The organism is uncultured Ralstonia sp., assembly GCA_913056305.1.
Classification (GTDB): Bacteria; Pseudomonadota; Gammaproteobacteria; order Burkholderiales; family Burkholderiaceae; genus Ralstonia.
The window spans coordinates 1-16010 of sequence record CAJXMR010000100.1 but is presented as its reverse complement, the minus strand read 5'-3'; the positions used below and the strand labels follow the sequence as shown (position 1 = coordinate 16010).

Below are 16010 nucleotides of genomic sequence, written 5' to 3'. Positions count from 1 at the left end.
TCTACATAACTGGCGGGCTTATGATAGCGAATTGGCCTTATCTTGGCATGACCCCAACCCAGGTCGGCAATGGCCACCAACGTGCGCAGACGGTCCAGGCTGATTTCGCGCATGAGTCACTCCTTGTTCAGAAAAGCTGAATTTCATCGTTTAGAAATTCAACTTTTCCTATCTTAGCCCCTCACTGAAGATTGGAACTCCTGATTTCCTATGTCCGAGAGCATTCCATGGCAAGTCCTCTTATATTCATCGACGGCGACCAAGGCACCACCGGGTTGCAAATCCATCAACGTCTACGCGACCGGACCGATCTGCGGCTTATCACGCTCAGCCCCGAACATCGCAAGGATCCGCAACGTCGCGCCGAAATCATCAACGCCTGCGACATCGCGATTCTCTGCTTGCCCGACCAAGCCGCACGCGACGCTGTAGCGAGCATCGAAAACCCCGCCGTTCGGGTGATCGATGCGAGTTCGGCGCACCGCACCCATCCAGACTGGACCTATGGTTTCGCGGAGATGAACTCGCAGCAGGCCCAACGCATCGCCACGGCACGGCGGGTCAGCAATCCCGGTTGCTATCCCACGGGGGCGATAGGGCTGCTGCGCCCATTGCTGGAGGCCGGGTTGCTGCCCAGGGACTATCCGACGAACATTCATGCTGTGTCGGGCTATTCCGGAAAAGGGCGCGTTGGCGTGCAAGAGCATGAGGGAGAGGGCGCATCACAGGCGCCCGCGTTTCAGGTTTATGGTCTGGGGCTGGCACACAAACATATTCCGGAGATTCAGCAGCAAAGCGGTCTGATGGAGCGGCCGATGTTTGTGCCGGCTTATGGGGCTTTTCGGCAGGGGATCGTGCTGACCATACCGTTGCAACTTCGCTTGTTGGCGCCGGGCGTGGATGCGGTGCGGTTGCATGCGTGTCTTATGCAGCACTACGTCGATGCGGACCATGTACAGGTGATGTCGATGCAGGAGGCCAAAGGGTTGACGTGCCTTGATCCTCAGGCGCTTAACGGGACTGATAGTTTGCGATTGGTGGTGTGTGAAAATGATGAGACGGGGCAGGTTTTGTTGGCTGCGGTGTTTGACAATCTTGGGAAGGGAGCCGCTGGAGCGGCGGTGCAGAATCTGGATTTGATGGTTGCAGGAACATGACTCCGACTACCCACTGGCTCTAGAGTCTATGGCTCGAATTTTCGAGCGGTTGTTTCCTCTCTGTTTATGGCCTGGCATCGACGGCATTAAACGAGTCGAAAACAGAATCTACGCGTGTCAGCAGTTTGCAATCCAGTCAGGCTTTGAAGTTAAACGGTCGTCCACGACAGGCAGCAATCGGCCAACAGCGGCCGTTTTAGAGTAGGGAAAATAAATCCCCTTTTCTGCTGTCTACGCTTCGCAGCGCCGGTTACCCGGTCACCACGCAAGACTCGCTTCCGGTCGGTGGCTAACCTTTACCGGGCGGGGGTCATACCCGCTGGGTTTCTTACGCCATTTCGTGACGGCTTGCGCCGTCATTCCCAGGCGACCAAGCTTTGCCTGGCGCACATAAATCAGTCCCCTTTTTCTCTTTGCGCAGCAATGGCGTCGATCCTTCGCGCCTGCAAACCTTTGGTGCAGGCTCCAGCTCGCCCATTGCCCCCAACGACACCGCCGAGGGTCGCGCCCAAAATCGCCGCGTTGAAATCAAACTGGTGCCCCGTAGCGGCGCTGTAGCTCAAGGGTAATGGTGCCTTGGTGCTCTTTTCGTCGGATGCCCAGCTATCTTTTAATGGGTTACGGGCGATTTGCAGTGGGCTCCAAAACCTGGCCTCAGGAGGTGCAAGCTCCCGTGGCACCGGCTTTGGACTGGGCAGACCAATACGCCGGCCCATAAGCCCATAAGGATCCCGGCCTCGGCCGGGTTCTTTATGCCCGCTTCGCGGGCTTGAGCCCAGAAGGGAGCGGCGTGCGCCGGATTCGCATCTGCCAGCCAGTACGCAGCCCGTTTGGAACTCAGTTGATCCGTCTTTTTCAACGGTTTAACAGCCAAATCAATACGTTCACAAGTACACTCGCCACCCTAGGGATGGTGAAGCATCCACGAGCGGTACTAGAATTTTCAGCTTTTCGGTGCCGCCGCACGAATTCAAGGGGCAAGCATGGATTACGAACAACTGCCGAGGGCCGCCTTGGTCCGTATGCTGCAGGAGCATGATGCGGCGCTTGCCGATGCTGGCAAGAATGGCATCGTTATGAGTTACACCGGGCGGGCTGCTCCCTGGCAGATCATCCGCCAGGTCAAGCCGAAGCTGCATCGTATTATCAAGAAAGTATCCTTTGGAGAGGAAACCGCCCAGTCAGAGAATGAGATCTGGGACGGTGAAAACCTTTCTGCGATGGTCACGCTCTATAAATATCGTGGTCAAGTTGATCTTGTAGTAACAGACCCGCCGTACAACACCGGCGAGGACTTCCGCTATAACGACAAGTGGGACAAGGATCCAAACGATCCAGATCTCGGCGATGTAGTTCCTAAAGATGATGGGTCCAAGCACAGCAAATGGTTGCGCTTCATGACACCCAGAATCTGGATGATGCGTGAGATGCTAACCCCAGGCGGGGTTATGGCTATCTGTATTGATCATAGGGAACTATTTAGACTTGGCATGCTCATGGACGAAATCTTCGGCGAAGAGAATCGCATTGGCATAATCAATTGGCAGAAAAGCTATTCACCTCGCAGTGATAATAAGGGGGCGGCGGCGAAAACTGAGTGCAACACCTGACCTTTCCGGTACGGTGCTGTCCCTATGTCTTATTCCGAACTCAGCGTTGAAGAGCGCGCCACCATTCAAATCGGTCATGCCCAAGGTTTCAGCCTGCGCGGGATTGCCTGCTTGATCAACCGATCCCCTTCGACCATCAGCCGGGAGCTGCGCCGCAATCGAGATGCCTGTGGCGGCTACTCGGCCCGCGTGGCCCAGCAGCAGATGCAGGCCCGCCGTCAGGTGTGTCGACCGAAGCAAAAGCTGTTGCCGGGTAGCGAGCGCTTCGAATTGGTGGCGCATATGCTGCGTGAGCGTTTGTCTCCCGAGCAGATTGCCGGCAAGCTGCGCAGCATGAATATTCCCAGCCTCAGAGATGCCTACGTCTGTCGCGAGACGATCTATAACGCGATCTATGCCTTGCCAGTCGGCGAGCTGCGTAAAGAGCTGATCATCTGCCTGCGCCAAAGCAAGACGATGCGCAGGCCGCGCTCTGGCGGCGTGGATCGGCGCGGTCAGATCCCTGAGAGGGTCAGTATTCATGTACGTCCGCCGGAGATCGAAGACCGACTGATGCCAGGGCATTGGGAAGGCGACCTGATCAAGGGCAAGGCCAACGCCTCGTCTGTAGGTACGCTGGTGGAGCGCACCAGTGGCTACCTGATGCTGGTGAAGATGAACGACGCGACGGCGACCTCGGCGATGGAAGGCTTCAGTGCAGCGCTCAATGGCATGCCGCTGGCGATGCGCAAGAGCATGACCTACGACCAGGGCCGAGAAATGGCGCGGCATGCTGAAATCACCCAGCAGACCGGGGTGGCGATTTACTTCTGCGACCCGCACAGCCCTTGGCAGCGCGGCAGTAACGAAAACATCAATGGCCTGATCCGCCAGTACCTGCCCAAAGGCACGGACTTGTCGGTGCATAGCCAGGAGGAACTGGATGCCATCGCACTGCAACTGAACATGCGCCCCCGTAAGCGCTTCGACTTCAAGTGTCCGATCGAGGTTATGGACGAGGTGATGCAGGAAGCTATGGCTATGCGGCATGATGCTCCAGCTTCAATTCAATAACCGTGTTGCACTCAGCTCCTGTAACCGCCCACTTTAATGTCAGGAAGCTTAAGCTCTGTTAGTGTTTTGGCTATTCTCTCTCCTCTTGGAAGACTGGTTGAAAGAGCCAGGAATATTTCCAATAACCCATTAAGTCAATCCCTCTACACTGGGCGCACCGATGAGTTTGGCCAAATAGAGTTTGCTTTACGAATGATGCAAGCTGAAACAGGCGCCATAGTAGGTCGCATAGGTGATGCATCAAATCGGCTTAGCGAACACACCCGAGGCCTACTAAAGGATATTGAGTCAAGCAATGTACTTACAGTTGAGCAGCAGGCAGAGACAGATCAAATAGCAACGGCAGTAAACCAAATGGCGGCAAGCATTCAAGAGGTTGCGAGCAATGCACAGCATGCTGCAGATGCGGCCGGAAGAGCAGACACTGAGACGGCATCTGGCCAGCGTCTGGTAGCCCACACAAGCCAGTCAATCACTGCCCTTGAAGGTGAAATTAGGCAAGCCGCTCAGGTTATTCATGAGCTTGAAGGTCAAAGTAACGAGATATCAAAAGTTCTTGACGTTATACGAGGGATCGCCGAGCAAACGAATTTGTTGGCACTCAACGCAGCAATTGAGGCCGCGCGTGCTGGTGAGCAGGGGCGTGGTTTTGCTGTTGTCGCCGATGAGGTTCGCAGTCTTGCTGCTCGCACACAGCAATCGACAACGGATATTCAAAGCATGATCAGCGCTCTACAAGAGCGAGCGCAATCCGCTGTTACAGTCATGGAGCAAAGTAGTCGGCAAGCGCACACGAGTGTAGCTCACGCAGAGGAAGCAGCTACAGCTCTTGATGGAATTGGCCAACGCGTTAACGAAATTACCGACATGAACGCGCAAATAGCGACTGCGGTCGAGCAGCAGGGAGCAGTAAGTGAAGACATAAACCGCAGTATTATCAATATACGCGATGCTGCTGATACCAATGTACAGACCGGGCAGAATAATTTGCAAAGTGCGAAATCTGTCGCTCAGTTAACTAGCGCTCTGAGCGAACTGGCAAAACAGTTTTGGGAAAAACGAGGATAACGCTTTTCAGTATCTCGACAGGGATAACTATTCTTATCGTAATGGCCACATTGCTGCGCTAAACTGGCAGCCATGAAACCGCGCCCGCCTTCCACCCTTACCCCACCTGACTTCCCGGACGCCGCCTCTGTCGCCGCGCTGCGCGCCTGGCATGCCGGGCTCGGCTCGCGGCAGGCGGTGGCGCAATATCTCGGAGATGACAGGGCGCATGGCCAGTCTTCACGCGCCATCCTCGGCCGCATCCGGCGCCAGCTGGCGGCGTTCGCACGGCAGCGCGGCCGCGACGATCTCGCCGCGCTGTTCGAAATCCCTGCGTCCGAACGCGCCGCGCAGGGCAGGGCGGCCGACCGCGCCATCGACCTCTTGCGCACGCTGCCAGCCCCACGGCCATCGATTGCGGACGATATTGGCCATTGGCTGCCGGCGCGCGCGGTGGCTGCCTTGCGGGCCCATGGCATCGACACGCTGGCGGCGCTGACCGTGCGTATCCCAAGGCGCCGCCGGTGGTGGACCGCCATTCCAGGACTCGGCGCGCGCAGCGCCGCGCATATCGAGGCATTCTTCGCCGCCCACCCGGCGCTGACGGAACGCGCCCGCGCGCTGGTCGTGCAGGAGCGGCGCAGCGTGGTCGTGCCCTGGGAACAGCTGCGGCTGCCACAAGAGGTCGATGGCTCGCAAGGGCGCTTTCGCGCGCCGCGGCAGACCTGCACGCTGACGGCCGACAATGACTACGAGGCAGTACAGGCCTGGCTGGCGCTGCATGAATCGCCAGCGACGCAACGCACCTACCGCAAGGAAGCCGAACGCCTGATCCTGTGGGCCATCGTCGAGCGGCAGCGGCCCCTGTCATCGTTGACCACCGAGGACGCCGTTGCGTACCGCGCCTTCCTGCGCCGCCCGACGCCTCGGGATCGCTGGGCAGGCCCGCCGCGCTCGCGCACGTCGCCGGAATGGCGGCCTTTTACCGGCGCACTATCGGCCCGGTCGGTCGCGCACGCGCTCTCCATCGTCGGGGCCATGTTCCGCTGGCTGGCGCAGCAGCGGTATGTCCTGGCCAATCCATTCGCGGGCATCAAGGTCCGGGGCGGTGGCCGCACCGCCGCGCTGGATGGCTCCCATGCCTTCAGCGAAGGCGAGTGGCGGCTCGTCCGGACCATCGCCGATGGACTGGAGTGGTCCTATGGGTGGGAAGCCGCCGCCGCGCAGCGCCTGCGTTTCGTGCTGGATTTCGGTTATGCGACAGGGCTGCGGGCGAGCGAACTCGTCGCCGCCAGGCTGGGCGATATCGGCGCCGACCGCGAGGGCGACGAATGGCTCCAGCTGACGGGGAAGGGCGGGCGTAGCGGCAAGGTGGCCCTGCCGCCGCTGGCGAGAACGGCTCTGGAGCGCTACCTGACAGAGCGCGGATTGCCCGTCAGCCGGCGCCTGTGGCGCCCGGACACGCTGCTGGTCGGCGGCCTGGGGGGCCTCGGGGGCCTCGGGGGTCTGACCGACACGCCGGACGCCGGCATCACGACCACCCGGCTTGGACATATCGTCAAGCGGTTCTTCCTGCTGGCCGCCGATGTCATCGGCGCCGATCATCCGACGGCGGCAGAGAAGCTAAGGCGCGCCAGTCCGCACTGGATGCGGCATACGCACGCCACACATGCGCTGGCGCGTGGCGTGGACCTGACCATCGTGCGGGACAATCTGCGGCATGCGTCGGTGTCGACGACGTCGGTCTATCTGCACAGCGATGAGGTAAAGCGGGCTCGGCAGATGGGGCAGGCGTTTGCCGCCGCCATCCCCTGAGTCCATCAGACCATCAGGCCATCAGGCCATCAGGCCCGGGCTGCCACCAGTGTCCCTGCGCCGATCAGCGTCAGGCCTCCCACGCGCTGGACGTTCGCCTGCGCTCGGGCACTGGTCAGCCGCGTCGCCAGCGATCGCGCCAGCAGCGCATAGATGGCGGCATTGGCCGCCGCCATGATCACGAAGGTCGGGATCAGAATGCCGGCCTGAGGCAGGAACGAACGGCTGGCATCAATAAACTGGGGAGCGAACGCAACGAAGAAGACGATGCTCTTCGGATTCAGCGCCGTTACCAGCCACGCCTTGCCGAAGCGCTGTAACGGACGGCCCTCGCTCACCGGTACCTGGCTTGCGCCGCTTCGCGCGGCGCTCCGCAGCGCCTGGACGCCAAGATAGATCAGATAGGCGGCGCCGGCCCACTTCAATGCGGTGAACAGTGTGGCGGAGGTCGCCAGGACCGCGCCCAACCCGGCCATTGACAGGGTAAAGGCCGTGAGATCGCCCGCGGCAACACCCGCCACGGTGGCGAACGCCGACTTGCCGCGGTGGGCCAAGGCATCGCCGATCACCAGCAGGATCGTCGGTCCTGGAATCGCCAGTATCACGACACTGGTCAGCACAAACGCAATCCAATGTTCGAACGACATCAAAGTCTCCCGTTGTTTCGGAACTGCGGCGAAAGCAGCGTCGCGCCAGCTTGGCGCACCGTGCGCGGCAGTCATGGTATCGGATTTCGGTCCCAACGGTCAGAGAAGACCCGAAGGCCCCTGCGCCCTGTGCCGGTGGCGAGCCTGACAAGTCGGTCTGGGGCTCACCACTGGCATGCATCCTGCGTTTGTCAGCCGCTCCGACGCGCATTGACGCACGTCGGCACGATAACAACGAGGGGACGATATGGAGCTGCGTGGGAGCGCGAACTGGAGGAAACCACGGGCCCGTGGCCGGCTGTGGTGGCATCACGCCGTACTGTGCGTCGGTGGCACCCTGGTCGGCGGTGTCGCCACGCTATATGCCTGGCTGATCGACATCGGCCACCAGCTGTTTCTCGCGGCAAGCGCCCACGGGCCGTGGGTCACCTTGCTGCTTTCGCCAGCACTGGGCGCACTCGCAGTCTGGCTCACACACCGCTATTTCGACGGTGCCGAAGGCAGTGGCATTCCACAGATCGTGGCCATCGTCAGCGGCGGCAATGGAACGGCTAAGCCGCGTCTGCTGCGGCCGGCGGTGATCGTCGGCAAGATCGGCCTGTCCTTTCTCGGCACGCTGGGCGGCTTCACGCTCGGCCGCCAGGGCCCCACCGTCCATATCGGCGCCGCGCTGCTCGTCAGCCTCCGCCGGTGGCTCCCCGGGCTGTCCGGTCCAGCCGGCGCCCATCTCACCGCGCTCGATCGCCAGCTTGCCCTTGCCGGCGCGTCGGCCGGATTGTCGGCAGCGTTCTGCACGCCGCTGGCCGGCATTGCCTTCGCCATCGAGGAACTGGCGCGCGGCATCCCGCCGCGCGGCAGCGCGGCGTTGATCGCGGTGGTGGTCTGTGCCGGCACCGTGGCGGGCGTGCTGCAAGGCGAGGGTCCGGCGCTCGGCATGATAGCGGCCGGCCCGTCGGCACCGTACCGCATGGCTGTCGCGGTCGTGACAGCGGGCGCGGTGGCCGGGCTGGCCGGCGCCGGCTTCTGTTGGCTGCTGGTTCACAGCGAGCGGTGGTTGCCGCCTCGGATACGCGGTCTGCGCGCGCAACGCCCTGCAATGTTCGGCGCGCTGTGCGGGCTGGGCGTTGCGCTCCTCGGGCTGGCGTCATCGGGAACCAGCCACGGCAGCGGGTACGGCGAAACGCGCGCGCTGCTGGCCGGCGACCTCGTGCTGCCGGCTGCGTATCCCTTCCTCAAGGGCCTGTCCTTGCTGCTGACCTGGCTGTCCGGCATTCCGGGCGGCCTGTTCGTGCCATCGCTGGCCATCGGCGCAGGGATCGGCAACCTGCTCCAATACACGATCGGGCAGGCACCTTTGCCGGTGTACGCGGCACTGGCGATGTGCGGCTATCTTGCCGCGGTGACGCAGCGCCCGGTCACGGCTTTCGTGGTGATGATCGAACTGGTGGGAGCGCGCGGCCTGACGATTCCGCTGATGGCTACCGCGTTGATCGCGGCCGGCGTATCGAGGATGGCGGTGCCGCCCTTGTATGCAGCGCTGTCGGGGCGCTATGCGCCCGCGACAGCCACGGGCAGTATGTAAGAGGAAGTAGCGGGTGGCACGGCAGGCTGGATTGCCGCCGCCTCGCGCCCTCCCCGTCGGGAAGGGCGGAGGCCAGCGGCAGCCGCTCAAGCGCGATCCTGGCCTCGGACCCAATCGGCCAGCGTTTCCAGCGACTCGACCTGGACATCCGGCCGCGCACCCAGCTCGTCGTAGGTGTTGCCCACGCGATTGATCCACGCCACCTGGTAACCGAAGTGCTTGGCCCCTGATGCGTCCCAGGCGTTCGACGAGACGAACAGCATGTTGTCGCGCGCCAGGCCCATGGTCTTTTCGGGCAGCGCATAGACCTTGCCGTGCGGCTTGAACACTTCGACGTTATCGACGCTGATCAGATGGGCGAAGCGATCCTGCAGCCCCGCGTGGTGCACGACCGAATGAATCGACCGTACCGAGCCGTTGGACAGGATGGCCAGCGGAAGATCGAGCGCCTGAAGCATCGACAGGGCCGGCGGAGTATCCGGGTAGGGATTCAGCTTCAGGTACGCCTCGCACAACGCCGCGCGGTCCGGCGCCTGCAGCTGCAGCCCGAGATGGTTGCAGGTATAGACCAGCGCGTCCTCGGTGGCAGCCTCGAACGACAGGTACTGGCCCATCAGGCTGCGCAGCCAGGTGTATTCCAGTTGCTTCTGGCGCCACAGCACGCTGATCTCCAGTCCGCGTCCCGGATACAGGTCGCTGCAGCGGCCGGCTACCGAATGCACGTCGAACAGCGTGCCGTAGAGATCGAACACTACACCTTTGATTGCTTTCATCGTAAATCCCCAGTAATGGAGCGGGCAATGTGCCCGCGGGTCAGTCTTGCCCGCGCCGACCGTGGACGGCGCCGGCATGTACATGGATCGGGTGGAACCAGCGGGATCAGTCCGCCGGCACAACAGGAGCCGGCGGAGCATCCGGCCTGGCCCCGGTATGCGCCTGGAAGACGAAGGCGTCGAAGCGGGCCTCGTGCTCGGCGCTGCGCCGGCTCAGCATCGTGCCAAGCCATGCGCCGAGGAAGCCGATCGGCATGCTCAGGATCGTTGGATTCACGATCGGAAACAGCGCCTGGTCCTTCAGGAACGCCGGGCCGAGAAACGCCAGCGCGACCGACGAAACCAGGCCCGCGGTGACGCCACCGATCACACCGGCGGTATTGAAGCGGCGCCAGAACATCGACAGCAGGATGATGGGGAAATTGGCCGACGCCGCGATCGCGATGGCCAGGATCACCAGCACGCCCACATTGATGCCCTGCGCCAGCAGTCCCAGCGCGACCGCCAGCACGCCCACGCCCAACGTGGCGATGCGCGCGACGCGGACCTGCTGCTCTTCGCTGACCGCGCCCCGGCGAATCACATTCACATACAGGTCGTGCGCGATGGCGCCCGACGACGCGAGCGTGAGTCCGGCCACCACGGCGAGAATGGCGGCGAAGGCCACGGCACAGATACATGCCAGGAAGAACTGGCCGCCGAAGGTGCCGGGACCGCCGCCGAGATGCTGCGCCAGCAGCGGCAGTGCCAGGTTGCCGCCCTTGTCGGCCGCGCGGATGGCGTCCTGTCCCACGAGGGTGGCCGACGCGAAGCCGATCAGCGTGGTGACCAGGAAGAAGCTGCCGGCCAGGAACATCAGCCACAGCACCGACTTGCGCGCTGTCCGCGCATCCGGCACGGTGTAGAAGCGCGTCATGATGTGAGGCAGGCCGGCGACGCCGAACATGAACGACAGGAACAGCGATAGCGGGTCCAGCGGATGCTTGAAGTAGCCGCCCGGCAACAGCATCTGCGCGCCATACTGCTGCTCCACCGAAGCGAACAGCCGCAGCGGGTCGTATTGGACAGCAGCCAGCAGCATCGCCACCAGCACGGCAGCCGCCGCGAGCAGCAGAACGGCCTTGATGATCTGCACCCACGTGGTGGCGATCATGCCGCCGAACAGCACATACACGATCATCCCGACGCCAACCATGACCACGGCGGACTCGTACGAGATGCCGAGCATCAGCTTGATCAGGGCGCCGGCCCCTGCCATCTGCGGCACCATGTATGCCAGGTTGACCACGAAGGTCCCGATGACCGCCGCGAGCCGCGCATGCCGGCTGCGCATGCGTTCGGCGATCACGTCGCCATAGGTGAACCTGCCGGTATTGCGCACCGGCTCGGCCACCACCATCAGTACGATCAGGAAGGCTGCCAGCGCCGCCACCGCGTAGAGCGAGCCGTCCATGCCGTACAGCGAGATCAGGCCCGAGAAGCCCAGGAAAGCCGCCGCACTCATCCAGTCCCCTGCCAGGGCGAAGCCGTTGGCGCGGGCCGTCAGTTTCCCGCCGGCGGCGTAGAACTCGCTGGTGGTATTGGTGTGGCGGGCGGCCCACCACGTCACCGCCAGCGTCAGCGCGAGAATGCCGAGGAAGATTCCGATGGTCAGGGCTTTCATGACTGGCTCCTGGCGTGGGCCTCGGCTGCGGCGCGATCCGCGAGTTCCTCGAAGCGTCGGTTGGCGGTGTTCACATACACGGTGGCGACCAGCCAGCACAGGGCGTAGATCAGCAGGATCAGCACGTACCCCACGTTCAGCGGTCCAAGCACCTTCCAGCCCATCAGCTCCCGGCCGTAACCGGCGAGTAGGGTGACGGCAAGGATGAAGGCCAGACTGCCGCCAAGCAGCGGCACGACCAGGCGCCGCTTGGCGCCGATCAGTTCGCGGAAGCTGTGCGTGTATGCCGCACCGCGCCACGGCGGACCCGACGCGATAGCCTCTGGGGTGCGAGTCGTTTGCGCGACGTGCGCGGCCGGACAGACCGCGTCCTCCGATAGTTCGATCATGGTTGTCTCCTGGATTGCGCCCGTTCAGGCGGGCGTGATTTGTTGGCGCCGCACAGCCGGCAGACGCGGCGTCCTGGCGCCGACGTCCCTTGAGCAAGCGGCATGCCGACGTGCGAGCCACGGCGCCCCGGCGCTGCCAATGCCCACGCGCGATCGAATCGCGGCACGGCCGCACGCTGGGCGCGCATGCCGGCCCGGTAACGCGAACCGCTTTTGACGGCGCCTGATTCAGATATGAATCAGCGGCGGGCGGGCGTGGCGGCTTTCGAACCCGCAACGACGTGGTGTAAGCTCGCCGCACGGCCCGACGGACAAGTGGCCTGGGGAAAACAAGCCAATGGTGGAGATACTGGAAGCGTTGCCGATCGGCCTGGTGTGGCTGCGCGGCGACGCCGTGGTGCTGCAGAACGCCGTCGCGCGCGATGCCGTGGGCAGACATCACGGCGAGCCGGCGCGGACGGAGGGCGAGGGCGACGGCGACGGCGACGGCGACGGCGGCCGGCAGGATGCGATGTCCTGGAGCCGTCTGTTGTCCGCGCTTCGCGCGGACCCGGCCTCCGTGCCGGACACGGTCTCGCTGTCCGGGCGGACCTATGCGGTCGGCGTGCATGCACAGGGCCAGTACACCCTCGTCATGCTGATGCCCCTTGACGGGCACGAGACCGTCTTTCCCGCGATAGACAAGCTACGCCAGCACTGTGGCGATCTGGAGGAGATCTTCCACCATTCCTTCGATGGCATCTTTGTCGCCGACGGCAATGGCGTCACCATGATGGTCAACGAGGGCTGCGAGCGGAACTACGATCTGCCGGCAGCAGACATGATTGGCCACCACGTCTCGGAGTTCGAGAAGAAGGGATGGATTCGGCCGGTGGTCGCCCAGCACGTTGCCCGAACCGGCCAGCGCATCACCACCACGCAACATACGCACACCGGCAAGACCATCATGGTCACCGGCATGCCGCTATTCGACGGCGCGGGCAAGGTACGCAAAGTCGTGATCAATTCGCGCGACACCACCGAACTGGTGCAGTTGCAGGATGCACTGGCGCAGGCCAAGGCAGACCTGCGGCGCGTGGACGAGGAGATCGAAGCGCTGCGGACACAGAACCTGAACGTCGATGGCCTGGTGATCCGCAGCGAGGCCATGCACCGGGTGGCATCGCTGGCCGTGCGCGTTGCCAAGGTCGATGCCACCGTCCTGATCACGGGCCCGTCGGGCGCAGGCAAGGACGTGATCACGCGCCTGATCCACCGCGAGAGTCCGCGCGCAGCGGGACCGCTCATCAAGATCAACTGCGGCGCGGTGCCGCGCGACCTGCTGGAATCGGAACTGTTCGGCTATGAAGCGGGCGCCTTCACCGGGGCGCAGCGGCAGGGCAAGTCGGGCCTCATCGAGCTGGCCAACCGCGGCACGCTGTTTCTCGACGAGATCGGCGACATGCCGCTGGACCTGCAGGTCAAGTTGCTGCAAGTGTTGCAGGACCGCGTGATATCGCGCCTCGGCTCGACGCGTACCGTGCCGGTCGATGTGCGCGTCGTCGCGGCCACCAATCGCGACCTCGAAGCGATGGTCCGCGAGCGCACGTTTCGCGACGACCTGTTCTACCGCCTCAATGTGGTGCCGCTGCGCGTACCGCCGCTTGCCGAGCGCAAGGACGATATCGCGCCGATGGTGTTCCAGTTCCTGCGGGAATTCAACCAGCGCTATGGCGTGAACCGCATCGTATCGGAGGAGGCAATGACATTGCTGCTGGCGTACGACTGGCCCGGCAACGTGCGCGAGCTGCGCAACGTGGTAGAGCGGCTGGTGGTGACCAGCCAGAGCGACCTTGTCGAGCCGGCGTTCCTCGACGGGGTGCTGCCGGCCGAGATCCTCGACGCCAGCACCTTTCGCCAGCGCGTCGACCGTTTCGAGCGCCGGCTCATCGAGGACGCGATGCGCAAGTACGGCAATACCCGGGAGGTCGCACGGGCGCTTGGCATCAGCCAGTCCAGCGTGGTGCGCAAGCTCAGGCGCGGCGACTGATCCCGGGGTCGCCTCAGAAAACGGAAAATAAAGCACGCTAAGCCGGTTGCAGCGGTCGTAGCGGCCTGAACTTGCCCGCGCCGATCTTGGCGCTGCTGCGCCAGAGGTAATCGCCGGTGAGGTTGATGTGCTCCCAACCGAGCGGCGACAGGTACTGCAACAGCGCGTCATCAACGGCATGGCCGTTGCCACGCAGCGCGTGCGCAGCCCGTTCCAGATAGACCGTGTTCCACAACACGACGGCAGCCGTTACCAGATTGAGGCCGCTAGCCCGGTAGCGCTGCTGCTCGAAACTGCGGTCGCGGATTTCACCCAGGCGGTTGAAAAACACTGCCCTGGCCAGCGCATTGCGCGCCTCGCCCTTGTTCAGGCCGGCATGCACGCGGCGGCGCAGTTCCACGCTTTGCAGCCAGTCCAGGATGAACAGCGTGCGCTCGATGCGGCCCAGCTCGCGGAGCGCCACGGCCAGGCCGTTCTGGCGTGGGTAGCTGCCGAGCTTTCGGAGCATCAGGGAGGCCGTCACCGTGCCCTGCTTGATCGAGGTGGCCAGCCGCAGGATTTCGTCCCAATGGGCGCGGACGTGCTTGATGTTGAGCGTGCCGCCGATCATGGGTTTCAGCGCGTCATAGGCGGCGTCGCCCTTCGGGATGTAGAGCTTGGTGTCGCCCAGGTCGCGGATGCGCGGCGCGAAGCGGAAGCCCAGGAGGTGCATCAGGGCGAAGACGTGATCGGTGAAGCCCGCCGTGTCGGTGTAATGCTCCTCGATCCGCAAGTCGGACTCGTGGTACAGCAGGCCGTCGAGCACGTAGGTCGAATCGCGCACGCCGACGTTCACGACCTTGGTGTGAAATGGCGCGTACTGGTCAGAAATGTGGGTGTAGAACGTCCGCCCTGGGCTGCTCCCGTATTTCGGGTTGATGTGGCCGGTGCTCTCGGCCTTGCTGCCGGTGCGGAAGTTCTGGCCGTCCGACGATGAGGTGGTGCCGTCGCCCCAGTGCTCGGCGAAGGGATGGCGGAACTGTGCGTTGACCAGATCGGCCAGCGCCGCCCCGTAGGTTTCGTCGCGGATGTGCCAGGCTTGCAGCCAAGCCAGCTTGGCGTAGGTCGTGCCGGGGCAAGACTCCGCCATCTTGGTCAGGCCCAGGTTGATCGCGTCGGCGAGGATCGTGGTCAGCAACAGGTTCTTGTCTTTGGCCGGGTCGCCCGATTTCAGATGCGCGAAATGCCGAGTGAAGCCCGTCCATTCGTCCACCTCCAGCAGCAGTTCGGTGATCTTGACGTGCGGCAGGATCATTGCCGTCTGGTCGATCAGCGCTTGGGCGGTGTCGGGTACCGCCGCGTCGAGCGGCGTGATCTTCAAGCCTGACTCGGTGATGATGGCGTCCGGCAGCTCGTTGGCCGTCGCCATACGGTTGACGGTGGCAAGCTGTGTTTCCAGCAGCGTCAGCCGGTCGTTCAGGTACCGGTTGCAGTCGGTGGCCACGGCCAGCGGCAATTCGCTGGCCTGCTTGAGGCTGGCGAATTTCGCGGGCGGCACCAGGTAGTCCTCGAAGTCCTTGAACTGGCGCGAGCCTTGCACCCAGATGTCGCCGGAGCGCAGCGCGTTCTTCAGCTCCGACAGCGCGCACAGTTCGTAGTAGCGCCGGTCGATGCCGGTGTCGGTCATCACCAGCTTCTGCCAGCGCGGCTTGATGAACTCGGTCGGCGCGTCGGTGGGCACCTTGCGGGCGTTGTCGCTGTTCATGCTGCGCAGCACCTCGATGGCGTCGAGTACGTCCTTGGCGGCGGGCGCGGCCCGCAACTTGAGCACGTCGAGAAATTCCGGCGCGTAGCGGCGCAGCGTGGCGTAGCTCTCGCCGATGCGGTGCAGGAAATCGAAGTCCTCGGGTTGCGCGAGCCGCTGCGCTTCGGTGACGCTCTCGGCGAAAGCATCCCAGGACATGACGGCCTCGATGGCGGCGAACGGATCGCGGCCCGCTTGCTTGGCCTCGATCAGCGCCTGGCCGATGCGCCCGAACAGCCGCACCTTGGCATTGATCGCCTTGCCGGATGCCTGGAACTGCTGCTGATGCTTGTTCTTGGCGGCATTGAACAGCTTGCCCAGGATGCGGTCATGCAGGTCGATGATTTCGTCGGTGACGGTGGCCATGCCCTCGATGGCGAGCGCCACCAGGGTCGCGTAACGCCGCTGCGGCTCGAACTTCGCCAGGTCGGCGGGCGTCATCTGGCCGCCCTCGCGGGCGAT

General features: G+C 63.3%; 12 protein-coding genes. 7 read left to right on the top strand and 5 right to left on the bottom strand.

Going from position 1 to position 16010, the window contains the following annotated elements:
* The first annotated feature begins 227 nt into the window (after window positions 1-227).
* The 5 genes from argC to QZ609_RS15790 all read left to right on the top strand — a co-directional run bounded on the left by argC (window position 228) and on the right by QZ609_RS15790 (window position 6682).
* The gene (gene argC / locus QZ609_RS15810; protein WP_003465021.1) at window positions 228-1157 is read left to right on the top strand and encodes an N-acetyl-gamma-glutamyl-phosphate reductase; all 930 of its coding nucleotides are present in this window, start codon (window positions 228-230) and stop codon (window positions 1155-1157) included.
* Between the two features lie 983 nt (window positions 1158-2140).
* Window positions 2141-2767 (top strand): DNA methyltransferase, encoded by a 627-nt coding sequence (locus QZ609_RS15805; RefSeq protein ID WP_003465024.1) that lies wholly within the window; start codon window positions 2141-2143, stop codon window positions 2765-2767.
* 24 nt (window positions 2768-2791) lie between these two features.
* Entirely contained in the window at window positions 2792-3820 is a 1029-nt protein-coding gene (locus QZ609_RS15800) for an IS30 family transposase (RefSeq protein ID WP_003465026.1), read from the top strand.
* 36 nt (window positions 3821-3856) lie between these two features.
* The gene (locus QZ609_RS15795; protein WP_073454648.1) at window positions 3857-4888 is read left to right on the top strand and encodes a HAMP domain-containing methyl-accepting chemotaxis protein; all 1032 of its coding nucleotides are present in this window, start codon (window positions 3857-3859) and stop codon (window positions 4886-4888) included.
* Window positions 4889-4960: 72 nt separating this feature from the next.
* Complete coding sequence (locus QZ609_RS15790) at window positions 4961-6682, top strand: site-specific integrase (RefSeq protein WP_015063404.1); 1722 nt, start codon at window positions 4961-4963, stop codon at window positions 6680-6682.
* A gap of 29 nt (window positions 6683-6711) precedes the next feature.
* Here the strand turns inward: QZ609_RS15790 and QZ609_RS15785 are convergent, their stop codons facing one another.
* Window positions 6712-7329 carry a LysE family translocator gene (locus QZ609_RS15785; protein ID WP_024542570.1) on the bottom strand — a complete coding sequence of 206 codons (618 nt, stop codon included), beginning with the start codon at window positions 7327-7329 and terminating at the stop codon, window positions 6712-6714.
* Window positions 7330-7576: 247 nt separating this feature from the next.
* Here QZ609_RS15785 and QZ609_RS15780 point away from each other — a divergent pair, with 247 nt between their 5' ends.
* A complete protein-coding gene (locus QZ609_RS15780; RefSeq protein ID WP_024542571.1) occupies window positions 7577-8911 on the top strand; it encodes a chloride channel protein in 1335 nt (444 codons plus the stop codon).
* Between the two features lie 86 nt (window positions 8912-8997).
* Here the strand turns inward: QZ609_RS15780 and QZ609_RS15775 are convergent, their stop codons facing one another.
* From QZ609_RS15775 to QZ609_RS15765, 3 genes are all read right to left on the bottom strand, one after another.
* On the bottom strand, window positions 8998-9684 hold the full coding sequence (locus QZ609_RS15775; RefSeq protein WP_015063407.1) for a haloacid dehalogenase type II: 687 nt from the start codon (window positions 9682-9684) through the stop codon (window positions 8998-9000).
* A gap of 106 nt (window positions 9685-9790) precedes the next feature.
* Entirely contained in the window at window positions 9791-11347 is a 1557-nt protein-coding gene (locus QZ609_RS15770; RefSeq protein ID WP_015063408.1) for a cation acetate symporter, read from the bottom strand.
* On the bottom strand, window positions 11344-11736 hold the full coding sequence (locus QZ609_RS15765) for a DUF485 domain-containing protein (RefSeq protein WP_015063409.1): 393 nt from the start codon (window positions 11734-11736) through the stop codon (window positions 11344-11346). Before QZ609_RS15765 ends, QZ609_RS15770 begins: the two co-directional genes overlap by 4 nt.
* Before the next feature lie 358 nt (window positions 11737-12094).
* Between QZ609_RS15765 and QZ609_RS15760 the strand changes: the two genes are divergently transcribed.
* Window positions 12095-13765 (top strand): sigma 54-interacting transcriptional regulator, encoded by a 1671-nt coding sequence (locus tag QZ609_RS15760; RefSeq protein ID WP_295496685.1) that lies wholly within the window; start codon window positions 12095-12097, stop codon window positions 13763-13765.
* Window positions 13766-13802: 37 nt separating this feature from the next.
* Here QZ609_RS15760 and QZ609_RS15755 read toward each other — a convergent pair.
* Window positions 13803-16010, bottom strand: a 2208-nt coding sequence (locus tag QZ609_RS15755) for a Tn3 family transposase (protein ID WP_295496683.1), incomplete at its 5' end; no start/stop codon positions are given.